Here is a 15,648-nt window from a genome sequence, read left to right as displayed (position 1 = left end):
TTATGCATTCCTGAAGGAAAATTTGGCGGTTTTGCCAACATGAAGTTTTATTTAGGAAGCGTTCAGCCATTTCTTGGCAAAATGCCCGTACTTCTGTAGGAGCCGGCTTGCCGGCGATTGCGGTCTTCCAGTGTGAAAGGTAATCCCATGACCCGAATTTTGACCATCGAGGATGACGCCGTAACGGCCCGCGAGATCGTCGCCGAGCTGAGTAGCCATGGACTGGATGTAGATTGGGTAGACAACGGCCGTGAAGGCTTGGTCCGCGCCGTGAGTGGCGATTACGACCTTATCACCCTCGACCGCATGCTGCCGGAACTCGATGGCCTGGCCATCGTCACCACGCTGCGCACGATTGGTGTGTCGACGCCGATCCTGATGATCAGCGCCCTCTCCGACGTGGACGAACGCGTGCGCGGCCTGCGTGCCGGCGGGGATGACTACCTCACCAAGCCGTTCGCCTCGGATGAAATGGCCGCCCGCGTCGAAGTGCTGCTGCGGCGCAAAAGCACGGTCCAGGAGTTCGAAACCGCCCTGCGCGTGGCCGACCTGGAGCTGAACCTGATCAGCCGCGAAGCCAGTCGCGCCGATCAGCCCCTGAGCCTGCTGCCCACCGAATACAAGCTGCTGGAATTCCTGATGCGCAACACCGGGCAGATCCTGTCGCGGATGATGATCTTCGAAGAAGTCTGGGGCTATCACTTCGACCCCGGCACTAACCTGATCGACGTGCACATCGGCCGTCTGCGCAAGAAGATCGACCCACCGGGCCTCACGCCGCTGATCCGCACGGTACGAGGTTCCGGTTATGTCATTGCTGAACCCCTCTAAAGGTTGGCGCTCTTCCAGCAGCCGCTTGCTGGCGCTGTACAGTTCGTTGTTCGTGGCCTGGAGCTGCATCCTCATGGGGGTGCTGTATTACGAGGTGTCGGGTTACCTGGGCGACCTGTCGCGCCATTCGCTGATGCAGCGCCAGCACCTGTTCCAACGCTTCGACGGCGAGGAACTGGTGGAAGCCCTGACCACCAGCATGACCTTCGACATGAAGGGCGTGGACGCCTACGGTCTATTCGATGAGCAGTTCCGCCCGCTCAGTGGGCCGATCCGCGCGGTGCCGCCGGACCTGCCGCTGGACGGCAAGATCCACGCCCTGGCCAATTGCGTTGACTCCGACGATCCCAAGTTGCCCAAGGACAGCTGCGACGCTGTCGCCACCCACACCGAAGACGGTCGCTGGCTGGTGCTGGTGCGCGCCAACGGTTCGCTGTTTGGCGTGACCCGGATCATCTGGCATGCCCTGCTGTGGGCGTTGTCCTTGACGATTATCCCCGGCGCTGCCGGCTGGCACTTACTGCGTCGACGCCCATTGCGGCGAATTCGCGGGATCCAGGCCAGCGCCGAAGCCATCGTCGCCGGCGACCTGACCCACCGCCTGCCACTGTCGAACCGACGCGACGAACTGGACATGCTCGCGGCCATCGTCAACGCCATGCTGGATCGCATCGAGAAGCTGATGAACGAGGTCAAGGGCGTGTGCGACAACATCGCCCACGACCTGCGCACCCCGCTGACACGCTTGCGCGCGCAGTTGTACCGGATCAAGCAGGAGGCCGAGGCGGAGTCGGACTACGCGGTGAAACTGGATGACGCGATTGCCGAAACCGATACGCTGATGGCGCGCTTTCGCGGGCTGTTGCGTATCTCCGAACTGGAAGACCACCAGCGTCGCTCCGGTTTTTTGGTCATGGACCCGTTGCCGCTGTTGCGCGAGTTGCACGACTTCTACCTGCCCCTGGCCGAAGAAGGCGAACTGCAACTGCGCCTCGAAACCCCGGAATCCCTGCCGTGGATCACCGGCGACCGCGCGCTGCTGTTCGAAGCCCTGGCCAACCTGTTGAGCAACTCGATCAAGTTCTCCCCACCGGGCGGCGAAGTGATTCTGCGCGGGGTCAACGACGCCGGCAGCACACGCATTGAAGTGCACGACTCCGGCCCCGGCATCCCCGCGGCGGAACGTGACGCAGTGTTCCAGCGCTTCTATCGCGTAGATGAAAGCGACCAGCAAGGCGGGTTCGGGTTGGGCTTGTCGATTGTGGCGGCGATCATCAACTTGCATGGGTTCAGGTTGGAAGTGGGTACCAGTGAACAAGGCGGTGCCAGATTAGTCCTGGAATGCCGCCAACAGCTCATGCCTGAATAACACAAGCACCACAAAACCTTGTAGGAGCCGGCTTGCCGGCGATAGCGGTGTATCAGTCACTGGAAATGTTGACAGATCTACCGCGATCGCCGGCAAGCCGGCTCCTACAGTTGACGTGTATCAGCCTGGGAAATTGGCGCGCAACGCCTCCAGCCCACCGCTGTAGACACCGGCAAACAATTCCTCCACCGCCGCATCCGTAGTCCCCGCCGCTGGCGTGAACACACCCGACCAGGTCACTTTCGCCGACGTTTCGGTCAAGGCCTCAACCTGCAATGTCGCCAGGTACGCACTCACCGGAAACGGTGACTGCTCGATGGTGTAGCTGTAGGTGCGCCCAACGTTATCAAAGCTCTGCAACCGCTCCACCACCACACCACCGTCGGCGGTTTGCAGGTGACGCACGCGGCCGCCATCGCTTGGCTCGCTTTTGACAATGAAAGGCAGCCAGTCCGGCAGGCTGTTGAAGCCGCCGACCAATTGCCAGACCTGATCGGCCGAAACCGGGATTTCAATCACAGAAGACGCTGTTGCCACGTTAATTACTCCAGAAAATGAAAAACAATTCAGATGGCCATGCTGTCGACCACACCACCGTCGACCCGCAGCGCGGCACCGGTGGTGGCAGATGACAGGGGTGAAGCAATGTACGCCACCAGGTTGGCGACTTCATCCACATTTGCCGCGCGCTGGATGATCGAGGTCGGCCGTGCGTTGCGCACAAACACATCCGCCTCGTCCCGCGCACTGCGCCCGGATTGTGCGGTGGCGTCCTTGAGCATCTGCTCCAGGCCGTCGGTAAAGGTCGGGCCAGGCAACACCGCGTTTACTGTCACACCGGTGCCCGCCAGGCGCTTGGCCAAACCATGGGACACCGCCAGGTTAGCGCTCTTGGTGACGCCGTAGTTGATCATGTCCGCCGGGGTCGCCACACCGGACTCCGACGACAGGAAAATCACTCGCCCCCAGCCCTGCTCGACCATACCCGGCGTGTAATGCCGCGCCAGGCGTACACCGGAGATCACATTGACCTCATAGAAGCGTGTCCACTCGCTGTCCGGAGCCTCAAAGAAATCCACGTCGTTGAAGATGCCCAGGTTGTTGACCAGGATGTCGGCACGCGGTTCGGCGGCGAAGAGTTTTTCTGCGCCTTCGGCCGTGCCGAGATCCGCCACCAAACCACGCAGGTCAGAACCGGGAACGGCCTGGCGGATGCTCGCCAAGGCGTCATCCACTTTGCCCGCGTCACGCCCGATCACCACCACCGTGGCGCCGGACTGCGCCAGCGCCTGGCTGATGCCCAGGCCGATACCGGCGGTGCTGCCGCTGACAATCGCTACTTTGCCGCTTACATCAATTTTCATGGTTGAAACTCCTGAAGTTAAAGCGGCAGTGGTGCGCGATCCGAAATCAATCGGGCATCGCGCAGGGCCTGCCAGAAGGCTGCCGGAATCTTTTCTGACAACGCCGCGACGTCTTCGGCAATCCGCCCCGGACGACTGGCACCGGGAATCACCGCCGCCACGGCCGGATGGGCCAGGGAGAACTGCAGGGCGGCGGCTTTCACGCTGACGCCGAACGCCTGTGCAATCGCCTTGATCTGCTCGACCTTGCTGATGATCGCCGGGCTGGCTTTCTGGTATTCGAAGTGTTCGCCACCGGCAAGGATGCCGGAGCTGTAGGGGCCACCGACGACGATCTCGACGTTCTGGGCCGAAGCCGCGTCCATCAGGCGTTGCAGGGCGCGATCGTGGTCCAGCAGAGTGTAGCGGCCGGCCAGCAAAAAGCCGTCGGGTTGCGCTTCCGTCAGGTCCAGGGTCAACTCGCACGGCTCGACGCGGTTCACGCCCAGGCCCCAGGCCTTGATCACGCCCTCTTCGCGCAAGCGAGTCAGCACTTTGAACGCACCGGTACGGGCCTGGTTGAAGTACTCCAGCCACTGGTCGCCGTAGAAGTCCTGGGCGATGTCGTGAATCCACACGATGTCCAGGCGATCGGTGTTCAGGCGGGTCAGGCTGTCTTCGATGGAGCGCAAGGTGGCGTCGGCGCTGTAGTCGTTGAGCATCTTGTTCGGGCGGCCGTGTTCGAACACGCCGCTTTTTTCGCCGAGGTCACGGGCGCTGTCTTCGACTTCGTCGAGGATCACCCGACCGACCTTGGTGCTGAGCACGAAATCATCGCGGTGGTACTGCGACAGGGCTTGGCCCAGGCGGATTTCCGAGAGACCCGAGCCGTAGAACGGCGCGGTGTCGAAGTAACGCACGCCGGCGTTCCAGGCCGCCTCGACGGTGGCCTGGGCTTCGTCTTCAGGAATGGCGCGGAACATGTTGCCCAACGGTGCAGTGCCGAAGCCGAGCTGGCCTGGGAGTTTATCTTTCAAGCTCATGGTGGATCCTCAATGGGTTCAGGGGTCGCTGTGACCGTTGAGCAGATCCTAGATTGCAGAGATCGGACCGTCCAAGACATACTGCGACCAACTTGAGTCCTCGAAGGTCTAACATGATCGATCTCCGCCAACTGCGCTACTTCGAAGTGGTCGCTGAAGAAGAACACGTCGGCCGCGCCGCCGAACGTCTGCACATCTCCCAGTCGCCGCTGAGCCGGCAGATAGCCCAGCTTGAAGAGCGTTTGGGACTAACCTTGTTCGAACGCAGCCAGCAACGTATCCGCCTGACCCGTGACGGCCAGACCTTCCTGGCTGAAACCAAAGCGCTGCTGACCCACGCCAACCGCCTGGAATCCCTGGGCAAGCGCCTGGGCCGGGGCGAAGAAGGTGGGCTGTGCATCGGCTATATCGAAAACGCCATGCATGCCGGTGTGTTGCCCAACGCCCTGCGCGTGCTGCGCGACGACCGCCCCACCGTGCATATCAAGCTGTATAACCTACCCTCTCTCGAACAACTGGAAGGCCTGCGCCAACGCAGCCTGGATATCGCACTGGTGAGCGAACCACCGGCCGCCGATGACCCGGACCTGATCGCGAGCCAAGTGTTGGATGACCCGATGCTGCTGGCCCTGCCTGAACACCACCCACTGGCACGCCAAAGCGAGCTGCTGCCCGAGCATCTGGCCGATCAGGAATGGATCGGCGTACAGCGCAAACCCGGTGCGCACCCGACCGACGACTTTGTCGCCGCCTGCATCCGCGCCGGCTTCACCCCGCAGATCCCCATGGAAGCCGGCGAACCCTTTACCGCGCTGGGGTTGGTCGCGTCGGGGCTGGGCGTCGCCATGGTGCAAAAGGGCCTGAGCCGCAATGCCCCGCCCGGCGTGGTGTTGCGGGAGTTGCCGTGGCTGAGCTACACCACGCCATTATGGGCAGCGTGGCATCGGATCAACCTGCGGCCACTGGTGGAAACCTTCCGCAAAGTGCTCACAGATTGAACCCCCACTTGTAGGAGCTGGCTTGCCGGCGATGGCGGCAGGTCATCCACCGGATGCGTCGACTGAACCACCGCTATCGCTGGCAAGCCAGCTCCTACAGGGGATTGTGCTAGACCCACTCCTTCAGGCGGTACCACAACATCCCCAACGCCAGCAGCGGCGAGCGCAGCGTTTTCCCGCCGGGGAAGGTCATGTGCGGCACCCGGCTGAAAATATCCAGGCCCGTGCTGTGTCCGGCGTGGATGCCTTCGGCCAGCAACTTTGCGCACCAGTGCGTTACGTTCAACCCATGCCCGGAATAGCCCTGGGCATAAAACACATTCGGGTACTGCTTCAGGCGCCCCACCTGCGGGAAGCGGTTGGCGGTGATGCCAATCTTGCCGCCCCACTGAAACTCGATGGAGGCATTGGCCAATTGCGGGAACACCTTGAGCATTTTCGGCTGCATGTAGGCGGCGATGTCCGCCGGATCACGGCCGGAGTAATGGCAGGCGCCGCCGAATAGCAGGCGGCGGTCAGCGGACAATCGATAGTAATCCAGGCCGACTTTCTGGTCGCACAGCGCGAGGTTCTGCGGGATCAACTGGTTGGCCACATCTTCCGACAACGGCTCGGTGGCGATGATGTAGCTGCCCGCCGGGAGTACCTTGCCGCTCAATCGCGGCTCCAGTTCCTCCAGATGGGCATTGCAGGCCAGCACCAGGTAGTCGGCGCGTACCGTGCCGCCTGCGCAGCGCACTTGCACCGTGTCGCCGTGGTTCAGTTCAAGCACCTCAGTGTGCTCGAAGATCCGCACCCCGAGAGACTCGGCCAACTGCGCTTCACCCAATACCAAATTCAGGGGATGCAAGTGGCCAGAGCCCATGTCGACGAGACCACCGGCATATACCGCCGAACCCACGATCTGTCGCATATCCTGCGGACCCACCAGGCGCGTTTCGTGGGTATACCCCAGCTCCGCCAGGTGCGCCTGCTCGCCTTTGAATGCAGCGAACTGCGCGGGCGTATTGGCCAACTCGCAAAAGCCCCAGCGCAGGTCGCAGTCGATGCTGTGCGCACGAATACGCTCGCCCACCAACGCCACCGAGTCGATGCCGGCACGCTCCAGGTAACGCACGCCCTCCTCGCCCACGTATTTGGCAAATCCCGACACGTCATGGCCGATACCGCGAATCAACTGCCCGCCGTTGCGCCCGCTGGCGCCCCAGCCGATGCGCCGGGCTTCCAGCAAAATAACCGAAAGCCCGCGCTGGGCCAGTTCGATGGCGGTATTCACGCCAGTGAACCCGCCGCCGATCACGCACACATCGGCGGTCAGGTCGGCGCCCAATGCGGGGCGCTCCGTCAGGGCGTTGGCCGTGGCCCGGTAGTAGGACCGGGCGTGGTCAGTCGACTGCATCATTTGTTGGTCTTCACTTTGCTCCAGGCCCGGGTCATCAGGCGCATGGTCGCCGGGGTCGGCGTGGTGGAAATATAGAGTTTGTCGAGCACGGCCTGGGACGGGTACACCTCAGGGTTGTTCACCAGTTCCGGGTCCATGAACGCCTTGGCCGCCGGGTTGGCATTGGCATACCCCACCGAGGCGCTGACCTTGGCGATCACCTCAGGGTCGAGCAGGTAGTTGATAAAGGCATGGGCTTCTTTCGGATTGCTCGCGTCGGCGGGAATCGCCAGCAGGTCGAACCACAGGTTGGAGCCTTCCTTGGGAATCGAATAAGCAATGTTCACCCCATTCTTGGCTTCCTTGGCGCGATTGGCAGCCTGGAACACGTCGCCGGAATACCCGAAGGCCACGCAGATATCACCGTTGGCCAAATCCGAGATGTACTTGGAGGAATGGAAGTACGTGATGTACGGACGCAGCGTCAGCAGCTTGGCCTCGGCCTGCTTGTAGTCCTCGGGGTTCTCGCTGCGCGGGTCCTTGCCCATGTAGTTAAGGATCGCCGGGAACAGCTCGTCCGCCGAATCGAGGAAGGCCACGCCGCATTGGTTGAGTTTCTTGATGTTCTCGGGCTCGAACAGCACCGCCCATGAATCAATATGGTCGATGCCCAGCACCTGCTTGACCTTGTCGACGTTATAGCCGATGCCATTGGTGCCCCACAGGTACGGCACCGAGTGCGCGTTGCCTGGGTCATTTTTTTCCAGCAGCTTGAGCAGCTTGGGGTCGAGGTTCTTGAAGTTGGGCAGTTGCGCGCGGTCGAGCTTGAGGAACGCACCGGCCTTCACCTGGCGCGCCAGGAAGTGGTTGGACGGCACCACCACGTCGTAGCCGGTGCGCCCGGCGAGCAACTTGCCCTCCAGGGTTTCATTGGAGTCGAACACGTCGTAGATCGGCTTGATCCCGGTCTTGGCCTGGAAATCGGCCAAGGTCGTCTCGCCGATATAGTCGGTCCAGTTGTAGACGCTGACCGTCTGCGCCGCCTGGCTGGCGCTGCTGAACGCGGCCACTAGGGCCAGCGGGAGAAGCTGTTTCACAAGACGCATATCGACACCCCTTTTTTGGTTTTTTTAGACGCTCAACAGCAGGAACTCACGCTCCCAGGAACTGATCACCCGCTTGAAATTCTCGTGCTCGGCGCGCTTGACCGCGACGTAGCCCCGCACGAACTTGTCGCCCAGGTACTGCTTGACCGTGTCGCAATCCTCCATGCGCGCCAGCGCATCTTCGAGGGTGAACGGCAGGCGCAGGTTGCGGCGTTCATAGGCGCGACCTTCCACCGGCGCACTGGGTTCGATCTGCTCGATCATCCCGAGGTAGCCACATAGCAGACTAGCGGCAATCGCCAGGTAGGGATTGGCATCAGCGCCGGGCAAGCGGTTTTCCACACGCATGGCGTCGGGGCTGGAGGTGGGCACGCGCAGGCCGACGGTGCGGTTTTCTTCACCCCACTCGACGTTGACCGGTGCCGAGGTGTCCGGCAGGAAGCGGCGGAACGAGTTCACGTTGGGCGCAAACATCGGCAGCAGCTTGGGAATGTACTTCTGCAAGCCGCCGATGTGGTGAAGGAACAGTTGGCTCTTGTTGCCATCAGCGTCGACGAACACCGGTTTGCCGGTGGCGATGTCGACCACGCTCTGGTGCAGGTGCATGGCGCTGCCCGGCTCGTCAGCCACCGGCTTGGCCATAAAAGTCGCGGCGACGTTGTGCTTGAGCGCGGCCTCGCGCAGGGTGCGCTTGAACACGGTGATCTGGTCGGCCAGGTCGAGGGCATCGCCGTGGCGGAAGTTGATTTCCATCTGCGCCGGGCCGTCTTCGTGGATCAGCGTGTCGAGGTCCAGGCCCTGGGCTTCGCACCAGTCGTAGACGTCTTCGAACAGCGGGTCGAATTCGTTGGCGGCATCGATGGAAAACGACTGACGCCCGGTTTCGGCGCGGCCGGAGCGGCCTACCGGGGTTTTCAGCGGCAGGTCCGGGTCTTCGCAGCGCTGGGTCAGGTAGAACTCCATTTCCGGCGCGACGATCGGCTGCCAGCCCTGGTCGGTGTACAACTGCAGGACCTTCTTCAACACGTTGCGTGGCGACAGTTCGATGGGGTTGCCCTGCTTGTCGAAAGTGTCGTGAATCACAATCGCGGTGGGCTCAATCGCCCACGGCACCACATAGGTGGCATTGGACACCGGGCGGCAGACCATGTCGATATCGGCCGGGTCGAGCAGGTCGTAGTAGATGTCGTCGTCGACAAAGTCCCCGGTTACCGTTTGCAGCAGCACACTTTCCGGCAGGCGCATGCCTCGCTCATGCAGGAACTTGTTGGTAGGCGCAATCTTGCCGCGTGCGATGCCAGTCAAATCACTGATCACGCATTCGACTTCGGTAATCTTGTGTTCTTTCAGCCAGGCGGACAGCTGATCGAAGGGGGCGTTCATAAGGACCTCGTCATGGGTTGGGTGCATGCGCCGGCTTGTACTCCTGGCGCATTGAGGTCTATCTTGATGCCGCCGCCCCTGCGGCATCTATCCACTTTGCACGAACCACAACGCACCAATAGAGTGCGCCCAGGTTACCCATGACACAGGCAACAGCTTTGCGCGTACAGGCCTTCACCACCGGTGATGTGGCCGCTCAATGCAATGCGACACCCGGTTGGGTGCAGCAGTACCAGCAAATGTCCCCAGGGCATTTTGCCGGGCGGATCCGCTATCTGGACTTGCAGGGTGTGGAGGTTTACGAGGAGTGCATGAACACCCGCGTGGAGCAGCATTTCAATGCACCTCCAGGCTCGTTGGCGTTCTGTTTCGACGGCAGCGACAACGCGCTGTATATGCTCAACGGCGAAAGCCACAACACCTGGATCACCCCGGAAAACTACCGAGAAGTGGCGGTGGTGTTCGGGCCGCAATTCGTGCAGCGCCATGGGCTGGATGTGGCGAAACTCGAAGGCCTGTTCATGGCGCCGCTGACCTGCCAGCAGAATGGGCTGTTCAGCCGCTGGCTGAGTGGCACCCTCACCCGCTTGTCCACCGAAATCGACCCCGCCAGCCGTGACGCCCTCACCCAGCAGTTGCTGGACGATTGCCTGTTCATCCTCGACAACGCCTGCGTGTGCCTCGACCGCCATTCGTTGCAGCGACGCAGCGAAGAACGCCGGCTGATGGCGCGCATCGGCGAATGGGCGGCGGATACACCGGATGAGACCGTCAACCTGCTGGAGCTGGCGCGGATTGCCGGCGTGCCGTTGCGTCAGTTACAGCAGGGTTTCAAGACCTACACCGGAATGAGCCCGGCGCAGTGGTTGCGGTTGCGCCGGTTGAATGGGGCGCGGCGGGAGTTGTTGGGCTCACCGAACGCCACCGTGGCCGAGGTGGCGATGAATTGGTCGTTCTGGCACCTGGGGCGGTTTTCCAACAGTTACCGGGCGTTGTTCAAAGAACTGCCGAGCGAAACGCTGAAGCAACGCCACTAACGGAGAAGCCTTCTCAATACCTTGTAAAACCTGGCCGATATGCCTAGCTTATGCGCCCCCCGCCCGCGCTTTAAGGCCCTGCCCCATGGTTTTGCGTTTTCGTCCCGTCGTTTCCTCACGTTTCGCCCTCGGCTTGCTGCTCAGCGGCGGCATCGGCAGCAGCCTGGCGGCTGAAATCGAGCTGCCGGCGGTGAACGTCCAGGGCCAGGAAGAGTCCGGCTATCGCAGTGAAACCGCCTCGGTGGCCGGCTTCGATGATGCGCCGCTGCTGGACACTCCGGCGTCGATCACAGTGATCAACGCCGCGCTGATCAAGGACCAGCAGGCGCGCCTGCTCAGCGAAGTGCTGCGCAACGATGCCTCGGTGGGCGACAGCTACGCACCCATCGGCTACTACGAAAACTTTGTGGTGCGCGGCTTCTCGCTGAACGCGGCAAGCAGCTACAAGATCAACGGGCGCACCATCACGGGCGAGCAGAACGTCGCCCTGGAAAACAAACAGCAGGTCGAAGTGCTCAAGGGCCTGGCGGGCCTGCAAAGCGGGATTTCCGAGCCAAGCGGCGTGATCAACTACGTGACCAAGCGCCCGGAAGACGTGCGCTCGGTGACCGTCTCCACCGACGATCGCGGCAGCGGCTACATCGCCACCGACGTGGGCGGCTGGTTTGGCAGCGAGCAGCAATTCGGCCTGCGCGCCAACGTGGCCCATGAAGACCTCAATTCTTATGTAGAGCACGCCAATGGCCAGCGCGATTTTGTGTCCCTGGCGTTCGACTGGAACATCAGCCCCGATGCAGTGTTGCAGCTGGATGCGGAATACCAGAACAAGCAACAGCGTTCGGTGCCGGGCTACCAATTGCTCGGCGGCACCGAAGTACCCCACGATGCTTCACCGAAAAAACTGCTGGGCCACCAGAGTGGGTCGAAGCAAGTGGGCATTGATTCGCTGAACCTCAACGGCAAGTTCGAGTATCGCTTCAGCGATCAGTGGAAAGGCAGTGTCAGCGCGGCGCGCAGCAAGGTGGTGATCGATGATTACAGCTCGTTTGCCTATGGCTGCTTCTATGTGACCGATTGCGGCACTGCTTTCTTCAGCCCCACCGGCGACTACGACATCTACGACTACCGCAGCCCCGACGACACCCGCCGTGACGACGAAGTGCAGGCGGCCATGACTGGGCTGTTCGACACCGGTAGCCTGGGCCATGAACTGACCGTTGGCACCAGCGCATTTCGCCGAGTAGTCGACAAGCGCAAGTCGGTCAACGAATACATCGGCAGCGCCAACATCAATGTCGACGCCCCAACCTTCACCCCCACCGACGTGCCGTTGAACGACAAGCACCGGCGTCTCGACAGCCGCCAATACGGCCTGTTCGTAACGGACCGCATCCGCTTCAACGAGCAATGGCAGACTATCCTCGGCGGCCGTGAGGTGCGCCTGGATGAAAAAGCCTTCGATCAAAACGGCAATCAACAACGTCACACCCAGCAATACGAGTTCCTGCCCCAGGCGTCGTTGATCTACAAACCGGTGGAAAATGTGTCGCTGTACACCAGCTACAGCAAAGGCCTGTCCCTGGGCGGTGAGGCACCTTGGACAACCCGCAACGACGGCGAAACCCTGGCCCCCACCACCTCACGTCAAATCGAAGCGGGCGTTAAATACGACTGGCGCCGCATGAGCTTCACCGCCGCTGTATTCCAGACCCGCCAGGCCTACCAGTACGCCAAGCCGGACGGCACGGGGAACTTCGACTACGTGCAACAAGGCGAACAGAAGAACACCGGCCTGGAACTGTCGGCCAATGGCTGGGCCACCGAGCGTCTGCAGATCGCAACCAGCGTGGCGGCGATTCGGGCGCGGGTGACCGGCAGCGGTACTGCGGATTATGAGGGCCACCAAGCGATCAACGTGCCCAAGCTGCGCGCCAGTGTGTATGCCGATTATGCATTGCCATGGGTGAACGGCCTGGCGCTACTCGGCGGCGTGCAATACAGCGCCAAGAAGTACGCCAACCGCAGCGGCAATGTGGAGGTGGGGGATTACGCAGTAGTGAACGTCGGCAGCCGCTACACCACCAAAGTGAGCGGCTATGAGACGGTGTTCCGCCTGAGCGTCGACAACCTGTTCGACAAGCGTTACTGGCGCGACGCAGGCGAGTACATGGGCGATGACTATCTGTTCCAGGGCGCGCCGTTGACGGCACGCCTGAGTGCTTCGGTCAACTTCTAAAGCTTACTTCGGCATCTTGCGAAAGCCCACGGCCAGACGGTTCCAACTGTTGATGGTGGCGATGGCCACGCTCAGGTCGATCTGCTCCTGGGCGCTGAACTCGGCGGCCAGTGCGTTGAAGTCTTCGTCCGGGGCGTGGGTGTGGCTGATCAGGGTCAGGCTCTCGGCCCAAGCCAGGGCGGCGCGTTCACGCGGGGTGAAGAATGGCGTTTCGCGCCAGGCCGAGACGGTGTACAGGCGGCGTTCGGTTTCACCGCCTTTGCGGGCGTCGGCGGTGTGCATGTCGAGGCAGAAGGCGCAGCCGTTGATTTGCGAGACGCGCAGGCGGACCAGTTCCAACAGGGGCAGTTCGATGGACAGTTTGCCAACGGCCGCTTCCAGGGCGAGCATGGCTTTCATGGCGTCTGGGGAGGCGGTGTAGAAATCAGTACGGGTTTGCATGATGTTGCTCCAGGGCAGTGCGGATTGATGGCTAGGTTAGTCATCGGGCCTTGGGGGAGGAATATCCAATTTGGGGGAAGAATGGGTGACCAATTGGTTTGGAGTGTCGATAACAACCTGAAGCAGTAGCGCGCGGTATTCGCCCAAGGCAACGGCGTGGCCTGGGACCCCGCCGCAACCTTCAATGCCGAACACCACATCGCGGTGACAGGCGTCGAACCATGGATCCGAGAGCACCTCAAGGCACCGACAACCACCCACTGAAACCGCCCGGCGCTTTTAACGGGCACCAGGCGAAATCCCAGGATGACGGCGGCAACGCCTGCGGTTCGGTACCGACTGCGCGGGCGTCTTTCCAGTCGACCACCCGTGACGACTGCCAGGCCAGGGCCACACCCTGGGCCTGACTCTCATCCGTATTGACCCACCGCGCCGCAGCCGCCGCCATGAACGCCTCGATCGGCTCGTCGTCGATCTGCGACCGATATGGCGAGCCCAGCAGCCAACGGCAGACATTCAGGTGATAGGTCCAATCCAGCGGCGGCCGGTTGCGATAGGCCCAGGTCATGAAGCTGCGAAACAGGTTCAATCCTTCGGGCGGATCCAGCTTGAGCAGCGCCGGGCAGATATCGAACAAGGTGTGCCAATACGGCAACAATCGCGCATCCAGGTGCACAAAGCTGCGGGAGTTACTCGGGTATTCCGGCGGCGTTGGTTCCGCGTGCAGGCGGCGGGACGCCTTGCTGACCAGGCGGCTGGCGCCTGCGGGCAACAGGTGATTCATGAAACGCACTCACAGTCATGACGAGGGAATGCCGCCCGATCACGGGAGGCCCAAGGCATACGTCAGAATGCGGGAGAAGCGCGGGGGTTGGCCGAGGGCCAGGAATAGCGCGGCGGCGCCTTGTTGCGCCGTTCGTGAGCCGGGCGCGGGGTTTTCCCCAGGCCCAGCAACCAGGCCAGGCCGACCAGAAACACCAGGGCAACCGTCAAGGCGTTGCAGACCGGGCAAGCAAAGTAGTTCGAGATGTTGCTGGAAGACGGGCTGCCCAACCCTTTGTCGGAAAGTGGCGCCGGCTTGCCGTCCACCGAACAGAACGCCCCGCCGATGCCATTCAGCTCCTGGCCCATCATCTGACCATGCCCCAAACCGCAGACGAACAGGTTCATCAGCACGCAGAAGTACAGGGCCCAGGCAATCAGGGAACGGTCGGGGTGGCTCAATTTCATGGCGGCGACTCTACCACCAGAGCCGCCAAATGATGAAATGTCGCAGGCCCCTGTGGCAGAACGTCGCAGATTACGTGCACTTCCCAGGGTTGGTAGACTGGGCGCCCTCAAAGCCTGACGTATTGATCCAGAGCAATGCAGGCGTTTCACAGGATGCACAGTTGATGAGTACCTTATTCACCCGCCGCAAAGTGCTGACCGGAATGGGCCTGCTGGGCCTGGGCAGCCTGCTGGGCGGCTGTGACTACAGCCCCAAGCTGAACTTCAAGTACGGCAAGGACCTGAGCGACAAGATCATGGGCCGTACCTTCAAGCTCAAGAACACCGACGGCGAAACCGTCACCTTGAGTTCGTTCCGTGGCCTGATGCCGGTGGTGTTCTTCGGCTTCACCCAATGCCCGGCCGTGTGCCCGACCACCCTGGCGCGCGCCGCGCAGGCCAAGAAGCTGATGGGCCGCGACGGCGAAATCATGCAGGTGGTGTTCATCACCCTGGACCCGGAACGCGACACGCCGGAGATTCTCGACAAGTACGTCAAGGCTTTCGATCCGAGCTTCGAAGCGCTGTACGGCACCCCGGAAGAAATCGCCGTGGCCGCCAAGGAGTTCGGGATCTTTTATGAAAAGATCCCCGCCGGCGACACCTACACCCTGTCCCACACCGCCACCAGTTTCGTGTTCGACACCCGTGGCAACCTGCGCCTGGGCCTGCAGGCATCCCTTACCGCTAAAGAGTGCGCAGAAGACCTGCTCACCGTCATGGAGGTCTGCTAATGACTGCCGTTCAACACCTCAAACGCACCCTCATCGGCATGACCCTGCTGGGCCTCGCCGCCCACGCCAGCGCCCAGGTGCAAGTCACCGACGCCTGGGTACGCGCCACCGTGCCGGGCCAGCCGTCCAGCGGCGCGTTCATGACCGTCACCGCCGACACTGACAGCAAACTGCTGAGCGTGGCCTCGCCGGTGGCCAAGGACGTGCAGATCCATGAAATGAGCATGAAGGACGACGTCATGCGCATGGGCCCGGTGGACTCCGTGGCCCTGCCCGCCGGCAAGGCTGTGAGCCTCGACCCCAACGGCTACCACGTGATGCTGATGGGCCTGACCGGCCAGATCAAGGAAGGCGACCAGGTGCCGCTGACCCTGACCGTGCAAAACGCCAAGGGCGAGAAGCAGGCGATTGAAGTGAACGCGCCGGCCCGTGGCGTGGATGGGATGGACCACAGCAAGATGCATTGAGTCACAGCAA

Annotated in this window: 16 protein-coding genes; 7 read left to right on the top strand and 9 right to left on the bottom strand. The window is 61.8% G+C overall.

Going from position 1 to position 15,648, the window contains the following annotated elements; translation table 11 throughout:
- The first annotated feature begins 147 nt into the window (after positions 1–147).
- Both CI807_RS19765 and CI807_RS19760 read left to right on the top strand, forming a co-directional pair.
- Positions 148–831 carry a response regulator transcription factor gene (locus CI807_RS19765; protein ID WP_010211030.1) on the top strand — a complete coding sequence of 228 codons (684 nt, stop codon included), beginning with the start codon at positions 148–150 and terminating at the stop codon, positions 829–831.
- The gene (locus CI807_RS19760) at positions 809–2,200 is read left to right on the top strand and encodes a HAMP domain-containing sensor histidine kinase (protein WP_095015850.1); all 1,392 of its coding nucleotides are present in this window, start codon (positions 809–811) and stop codon (positions 2,198–2,200) included. Before CI807_RS19765 ends, CI807_RS19760 begins: the two co-directional genes overlap by 23 nt.
- Positions 2,201–2,320: 120 nt before the next feature.
- Here CI807_RS19760 and CI807_RS19755 read toward each other — a convergent pair whose 3' ends face one another.
- From CI807_RS19755 to CI807_RS19745, 3 genes are read right to left on the bottom strand one after another with little or no spacing between them, the layout of a single operon-like run.
- Positions 2,321–2,737 carry an SRPBCC family protein gene (locus tag CI807_RS19755; protein ID WP_095015849.1) on the bottom strand — a complete coding sequence of 139 codons (417 nt, stop codon included), beginning with the start codon at positions 2,735–2,737 and terminating at the stop codon, positions 2,321–2,323.
- A gap of 29 nt (positions 2,738–2,766) precedes the next feature.
- On the bottom strand, positions 2,767–3,564 hold the full coding sequence (locus CI807_RS19750) for an SDR family NAD(P)-dependent oxidoreductase (protein WP_095015848.1): 798 nt from the start codon (positions 3,562–3,564) through the stop codon (positions 2,767–2,769).
- Positions 3,565–3,581: 17 nt separating this feature from the next.
- Positions 3,582–4,586 (bottom strand): aldo/keto reductase, encoded by a 1,005-nt coding sequence (locus CI807_RS19745; protein WP_095015847.1) that lies wholly within the window; start codon positions 4,584–4,586, stop codon positions 3,582–3,584.
- A 113-nt stretch (positions 4,587–4,699) separates the two neighbouring features.
- On the opposite strand from CI807_RS19745, the gene CI807_RS19740 reads away from it, so the two are divergent.
- Entirely contained in the window at positions 4,700–5,584 is an 885-nt protein-coding gene (locus CI807_RS19740; RefSeq protein ID WP_095015846.1) for a LysR substrate-binding domain-containing protein, read from the top strand.
- A 109-nt stretch (positions 5,585–5,693) separates the two neighbouring features.
- On the opposite strand, the gene CI807_RS19735 is transcribed toward CI807_RS19740, so the two are convergent.
- Genes CI807_RS19735 through CI807_RS19725 form a run of 3 tightly spaced genes read right to left on the bottom strand, consistent with a single transcriptional unit; the run spans position 5,694 to position 9,454 of the window.
- The gene (locus CI807_RS19735; protein WP_095015845.1) at positions 5,694–6,986 is read right to left on the bottom strand and encodes an FAD-binding oxidoreductase; all 1,293 of its coding nucleotides are present in this window, start codon (positions 6,984–6,986) and stop codon (positions 5,694–5,696) included.
- On the bottom strand, positions 6,983–8,071 hold the full coding sequence (locus CI807_RS19730) for a polyamine ABC transporter substrate-binding protein (protein ID WP_095015844.1): 1,089 nt from the start codon (positions 8,069–8,071) through the stop codon (positions 6,983–6,985). Before CI807_RS19730 ends, CI807_RS19735 begins: the two co-directional genes overlap by 4 nt.
- 24 nt (positions 8,072–8,095) lie before the next feature.
- Positions 8,096–9,454: a glutamine synthetase family protein gene (locus tag CI807_RS19725; protein WP_038843459.1), complete on the bottom strand. Its 1,359-nt coding sequence runs from the start codon at positions 9,452–9,454 to the stop codon at positions 8,096–8,098.
- A gap of 140 nt (positions 9,455–9,594) precedes the next feature.
- On the opposite strand from CI807_RS19725, the gene CI807_RS19720 reads away from it, so the two are divergent.
- Entirely contained in the window at positions 9,595–10,491 is an 897-nt protein-coding gene (locus CI807_RS19720; protein WP_095015843.1) for a helix-turn-helix domain-containing protein, read from the top strand.
- Between the two features lie 85 nt (positions 10,492–10,576).
- A complete protein-coding gene (locus CI807_RS19715) occupies positions 10,577–12,727 on the top strand; it encodes a TonB-dependent siderophore receptor (RefSeq protein ID WP_095015842.1) in 2,151 nt (716 codons plus the stop codon).
- 3 nt (positions 12,728–12,730) lie between these two features.
- Here CI807_RS19715 and CI807_RS19710 read toward each other — a convergent pair whose 3' ends face one another.
- From CI807_RS19710 to CI807_RS19700, 3 genes are all read right to left on the bottom strand, one after another.
- Positions 12,731–13,168, bottom strand: coding sequence for a carboxymuconolactone decarboxylase family protein (locus CI807_RS19710; RefSeq protein WP_016976095.1), 438 nt, complete (start codon positions 13,166–13,168; stop codon positions 12,731–12,733).
- Positions 13,169–13,406: 238 nt separating this feature from the next.
- Complete coding sequence (locus CI807_RS19705) at positions 13,407–13,952, bottom strand: putative natural product biosynthesis protein (RefSeq protein WP_095015841.1); 546 nt, start codon at positions 13,950–13,952, stop codon at positions 13,407–13,409.
- Positions 13,953–14,014: 62 nt separating this feature from the next.
- The gene (locus CI807_RS19700) at positions 14,015–14,398 is read right to left on the bottom strand and encodes a DUF2946 domain-containing protein (RefSeq protein WP_095015840.1); all 384 of its coding nucleotides are present in this window, start codon (positions 14,396–14,398) and stop codon (positions 14,015–14,017) included.
- Positions 14,399–14,562: 164 nt separating this feature from the next.
- On the opposite strand from CI807_RS19700, the gene CI807_RS19695 reads away from it, so the two are divergent.
- Positions 14,563–15,171, top strand: coding sequence for an SCO family protein (locus CI807_RS19695; protein WP_016976099.1), 609 nt, complete (start codon positions 14,563–14,565; stop codon positions 15,169–15,171).
- Positions 15,171–15,638, top strand: coding sequence for a copper chaperone PCu(A)C (locus tag CI807_RS19690; protein ID WP_095015839.1), 468 nt, complete (start codon positions 15,171–15,173; stop codon positions 15,636–15,638). Before CI807_RS19695 ends, CI807_RS19690 begins: the two co-directional genes overlap by 1 nt.
- Positions 15,639–15,648: the final 10 nt, after the last annotated feature.

It is taken from the genome of Pseudomonas sp. NS1(2017), assembly GCF_002269425.1.
In the GTDB taxonomy this organism is placed as follows: domain Bacteria; phylum Pseudomonadota; class Gammaproteobacteria; order Pseudomonadales; family Pseudomonadaceae; genus Aquipseudomonas; species Aquipseudomonas reactans.
The sequence above is the reverse complement of the archived record's forward strand: the minus strand, read 5'-3'. Positions and strand labels throughout refer to the sequence as shown.